Below are 5214 nucleotides of genomic sequence, written 5' to 3' on the forward strand. Positions count from 1 at the left end.
CATAAGGGAAGGCATTCCCTATTTCTATACAATTCAGAAATCTTTTATGCATTTACACAAGATATTTTACGCTCTCTATGAATATGAAGATGGCACTACATTTGCTACATCTACGATACAAAAAATTACGGCTAATCGCTTTGTTTTGCAAGATGAGTCTGACCCCAGTTTGAACAAGTATTATCCATGGGTCTTATCTGGTAATGCTGATTTGAAAGTTAAATCTGTTGAAGGCTATACTGTCGACACTAATTTGATTCCAGGATTATCATTGCCCAATGATGAAATTACTAATTATGATAATCAAGATGGTAAATACGATATTCATGTAATTTATAAGCCAAAGCAACAAGTAATGACAATTGAATTTGTAGATGTGACGTCAGGACGTTCACGATTAAAACAGATTCGAAAAGATGGTTTTTCAGGCGGAGAAGTTGACTATAATCCGGCACAAGATATTCAATACTACAAAGATCTGGGATACACTGTTGTAAACAATACCATTGTAAGCAGTGGAAACAAGATTAAATTTACGGCTGATCCTGACGATAATCAGTATTACGAAGTAGATTTAAAGGATGGAACTACAAATAATGGTGTACCAACGGATGCAGATAACTCAGAATATAATGAAACTCATCACACAGTAACACGGACAATTAATTATGAAGGCACCCCAACTTCAATGGATAAGGTTGTCCAGAATGTTAACTTTGAAAGAACCTACACGACTGATAATGTGACTAAAAAAACGGTAAAATATGGCAATTGGACGTTAGTTGGAGATAGTAAATTTGAGTCAGTAATTAGTCCGTTAGTATTAGGATACTCACCAGAAACGTATACTGTGCAATCAGTAACACCAGAAATAACTGATACTGATAGTACTGAGACGGTGATATACACGATTAATGGGCAAACGTTAGATGTGATTTATCATGATGACACTGATGATAAAACCATTGATGTGGTCACAAAACAGGGATCGTTTAATCAAACTGGTACTTATGAGGTCACCGATCCAGAAAACTATGAATTGGCAGAAAACCAACTATCTTCAGTTGATTACACATTCGCCAATAATAGTGATGCTGACAATTTTACGATTCATTTAGTACACAAACATGAAACATCAGTTATCACGACTACGAGAACGATTAATTACAATGTAATTGGATCAGATATTAATGCGCCAGAACCTACAGTTGAATCTGTAAATTGGAATGTTGATACGGATAAGGTAACTGGTGAAATAACGTATACGCCAACTGATAACTATGCAGAAGTGAAAGTTAATACTATTCATGGAACACAAACTGATGGTAGTCAATATAGCTTAGTGCCGGAAACTAAAACAGTTGCGAGCGTTAACTTGAATACAACTCAAACGAAACCAGAAAGTACTAGTGAAACAGTTAATTATAAAGTAGCGATAATTGGATCAGGAACTGCACTTAAGACAGAAACGTCAGATCCAGGCTATAAAGTGATAGATTCAGATACACCAACACAGACAGTACCAACTGACGAAGTTGAGGATGCCCCCGTTTATTCAGATTTAATTAATCAACCCGAAACTAAATCTCAGACAACTGTTAAATTAAATACCTCGAAAAATAATAATGACAAAGTTCAATCTGCTACACAAAGATTACCTCAAACTGGTGAAAATAATGACCAGAATGTTTTAGTATCACTTGGACTGATTGGAATGATGTTCTCATTTATGGGCATCACACGATTTAAGAAACGTAGTCGTTAAATTTTAATATCTTCTGAATTCAAATTTTAAAATCAGAAGGTATTTTTTTACTTGAAAAAGCGAACAAACGTTCGTATAATTTAAGTATCAAATTAAGGAGGGCTGACAAAATGGATTATGCTAATGAGCCACATGGGGTCTATTTGATGATTGATAATAAAAGTTTTTATGCGTCTGTTGAAAGCGTTGAGCGTGGGCTTAATCCACTCCAATCAGTCCTCATTGTTATGTCGGAAACGGATAACACCGGGACTGGTTTGGTTTTAGCCGCTTCGCCGAAAGCTAAAAAAGAATTTGGTATTCGAAATGTTTCTCGGCAATATGAAGTGCCAGTCAGTCATGATTTATTAGTAGTGCCACCTAGAATGAATTTGTATATCGAACGTAATTTGGAGGTAAATAAAATTTTTCGAGAATTCGTGGCGGATGAGGATTGTTATCCATATTCAATTGACGAATCAATTTTAGATTTAACTAAATCTTGGAAGCTGTTTGGAAAGACGCCATTGGAAGTAGCCAAACGAATTCAGCTAGAAGTGCGTCAACGAATGGGGTTATATACGACTGTTGGTATTGGTGAAAATCCCTTGCAAGCTAAATTAGCATTGGATTTATTTGCTAAGCATGATCATGACTTAATTGGAGATTTGACTTATGAATCAATGTCTCAAAAAGTTTGGCAGATTACTAAATTATCGGATGTTTGGAGTATTGGTAATCGAACTGAGGCACATTTAAAACGAGAAGGAATTGAGACAATTGGTGAATTAGCATTGGCAGATCCATATGAATTAAAAGTTGAATTTGGCATTATTGGTACGCAGCTATATGCGCTGGCTTGGGGAATTGATCGTAGTCAATTAAGCCAATTAGTGACCCCAAAAGATAAAAGCTGGGGTAACTCGCAAGTTTTACCACGAGATTATCAAAATCAAGATGAAATAGAATTGGTGATTAAAGAAATTGGCAATCAAGTGGCTTCACGAATGCGACATCATAATCAGATGGCTAGTTGCGTGAGTTTAAGTATCGGTTTTTCGTATGCAGCGACGGTTGAAGATGGACGGGGCGGCTTTAGTCACTCAATGCGAATTGAACCAACAGATACTGGGCGTGACCTATGTAATTATTTATTGGGACTATTTCATCGTTCATGGACTGGCCAAACGATTCGAAATATTGCCGTGTCGTATTCAAGGTTAACGGCGAATTATGGGTTGCAACTGAACTTATTTAGAGACCCAAATCAACAAATTAAAGAAGATTTATATCAGCGAATGTTAGATAAAATTAGAGATCGATTTGGACAGATGGCGTTAGTTCCAGCCAGTAGTTTAATGAAAGGCGGTACGATGCTAGCTCGTTCTAAATTAGTAGGAGGTCATAATGGAGGAAACAGTTTTGACTAAAAAAGTTGAAGAAGATAGTGAAATTATTTTGACGAGATTAAAAGTTTTATTCAAGCCAAAGAGTCAACATCGATACCATATCGATGTAGTTAATAACATTTATGGGAAAAGCTATAATTTCTTTTTTGATGTTTATCATGATAAAAAGCGAGAAAGGTCATATCCATTACATTCAATTTTTAATTACAAGATTGAATATTTGGAACAAGTATTGAAGTTAGTGAAACAAGAAACTAATTTATCGATGGCTTTTCGTGGCTTCGAAGGTCAAAAATGGACGAGTGGGAAGTTAATCCAAAGGAAGGATACACATGATTCACAAAGCAAAGGATGAGACAGTTCCAGACGTGTTTTTTAGGCGTGACTATCAAGATCGAGGAATGATGAAATGGGCGGGATTCTTTTTGTCAGACCATACTAATGCAATTAAAAAGATGCACAAAGACGAAGAGGCAGAACCGGTCAGGCCAAGTCAGTCAATAGACGAAAAAAGTGAAATTATTTATGACGCATTATTTGGTCATAAACTAGTTGCGATTCAAATGTCCTATGTTGAAGGCGGTAATTTATTACCAATTATTGAAGGAATTGTTGAAAGTGCAGATGAAGGGAAACTATGGGTAAAAAAGGTTAATCAAGAGCAGGCTACCCAGTATGAAGTTGATGATATCCGTAATATCCAAATTGTTGATAATCCCAAGTGGGAGAATAGCTGATTTTGGATATTAGTTGAAATGACTATCAAGAACTGATATAACTAAGTTGTAAACGATTTCACAAAAAGAGGAGAGTGTTTTTTATGAAAATTACAGCAGCAGTTGTTGATGAAAAGGGTGGCAAATTTGAAATCAGAGATGATATTGAATTAGCTGACATGCAACCAGATGATATTCAAGTGAAAATGGTATCAAGTGGTATTTGTCATTCCGACGAGGCACTTCGTAAGGGTGATGCAGTGATTGGTTACCCAATCGTGCTAGGACATGAAGGAGCCGGAATTGTTGAAAAAGTTGGCTCTCATGTTCAAAACTTTGTACCAGGAGACCATGTGGTGATGTCATTTTATGCCTGTGGGAACTGTGATAATTGCTTGAAAGGAATTCCAACACAGTGTTTGCACTATGGTGAAAATAACCTTTCAGGTGTGCGTCCAGATCAAAGTGCACACTTTACTGAAAATGGTGAAAAAGTGTTAGACATGTTTGATCAATCATCATTTACAACCACAACAGTAGTGCGTGAACGGAATGCTGTGAAAGTTGATAAAGACCTCGACTTACGCAAATTAGCTCCATTGGGCTGTGGTTATGTAACTGGTAGTGGGACGGTGTTAAATACCTTGAAACCACGTCCAGGTGAAACAATTGCTGTCTTTGGGACGGGTGCCGTTGGTTTAGCTGCAATGATGGCAGGTAAAATCTCTGGGTGTACAACCGTGATTGCAATTGATGTCGTTGATGAACGTCTTAAATTAGCTAAAGAATTAGGGGCTACAGACACAATCAATAGTAAAAATGAAGATGTTGTAGAGGCTGTTAAAGCATTGACTGATGGTCGTGGTGTTAATTACGCAGTTGACACTACTGGTGTAACTTCAGTAATGGAAAATTCTATTTTAGCCTTAGCACAAGGTGGCGTTAGTGCTTGTATCGCTGTTACCCCAAATCATATCGATTTAGATACTTGGAATAATTTATGTGTTGATGATCGATCAGTTATTGGTGTTAACATGGGTGATTCGATTCCACAAATTGATATTCCGCGGTTAATCAAATTCTATCGTGCAGGAATGTTCCCATTTGATAAGACTGAGAAGTTATATAAGTTCTCTGAAATTAATGAAGCCAATGCCGATTCAATTAGTGGCAAAACAATCAAGCCAATTCTAGTAATTGATGAAGATTACAAATTTTAATAAATAATAGTTGCAAGTCCCATAATTTGAATAATCAGATTATGGGACTTTTTGAGTGCGCCCGGCATGGGCGCCAACTAGGTGGTGAAAGTCCACTGTGGGCCGTAGTAGTCGGAACCACTAGC

The 5214-nt window shown here is 36.8% G+C and carries 5 protein-coding genes; all 5 read left to right on the forward strand.

Translation table 11 applies throughout. The features are described 5' to 3' along the window. Window positions 1-46: 46 nt before the first annotated feature. The 5 genes from FFM59_RS09600 to FFM59_RS09620 all read left to right on the forward strand — a co-directional run bounded on the left by FFM59_RS09600 (window position 47) and on the right by FFM59_RS09620 (window position 5089). A complete protein-coding gene (locus tag FFM59_RS09600; protein WP_137602818.1) occupies window positions 47-1765 on the forward strand; it encodes a mucin-binding protein in 1719 nt (572 codons plus the stop codon). A 110-nt stretch (window positions 1766-1875) separates the two neighbouring features. Then, window positions 1876-3174 carry a Y-family DNA polymerase gene (locus FFM59_RS09605; protein ID WP_137602819.1) on the forward strand — a complete coding sequence of 433 codons (1299 nt, stop codon included), beginning with the start codon at window positions 1876-1878 and terminating at the stop codon, window positions 3172-3174. Continuing rightward, window positions 3152-3508, forward strand: coding sequence for an acetyl-CoA carboxylase (locus tag FFM59_RS09610; RefSeq protein WP_137602820.1), 357 nt, complete (start codon window positions 3152-3154; stop codon window positions 3506-3508). Before FFM59_RS09605 ends, FFM59_RS09610 begins: the two co-directional genes overlap by 23 nt. Next, window positions 3486-3890, forward strand: coding sequence for a hypothetical protein (locus FFM59_RS09615; RefSeq protein ID WP_137602821.1), 405 nt, complete (start codon window positions 3486-3488; stop codon window positions 3888-3890). The genes FFM59_RS09610 and FFM59_RS09615 overlap by 23 nt, the downstream gene beginning before the upstream one ends. An 83-nt stretch (window positions 3891-3973) precedes the next feature. After that, window positions 3974-5089 carry an NAD(P)-dependent alcohol dehydrogenase gene (locus FFM59_RS09620; RefSeq protein ID WP_137602822.1) on the forward strand — a complete coding sequence of 372 codons (1116 nt, stop codon included), beginning with the start codon at window positions 3974-3976 and terminating at the stop codon, window positions 5087-5089. The last annotated feature ends 125 nt before the right edge of the window (window positions 5090-5214 follow it).

Origin of the sequence: Paucilactobacillus nenjiangensis (genome assembly GCF_005405445.1) — a bacterium.
In the GTDB taxonomy this organism is placed as follows: Bacteria; Bacillota; Bacilli; order Lactobacillales; family Lactobacillaceae; genus Paucilactobacillus; species Paucilactobacillus nenjiangensis.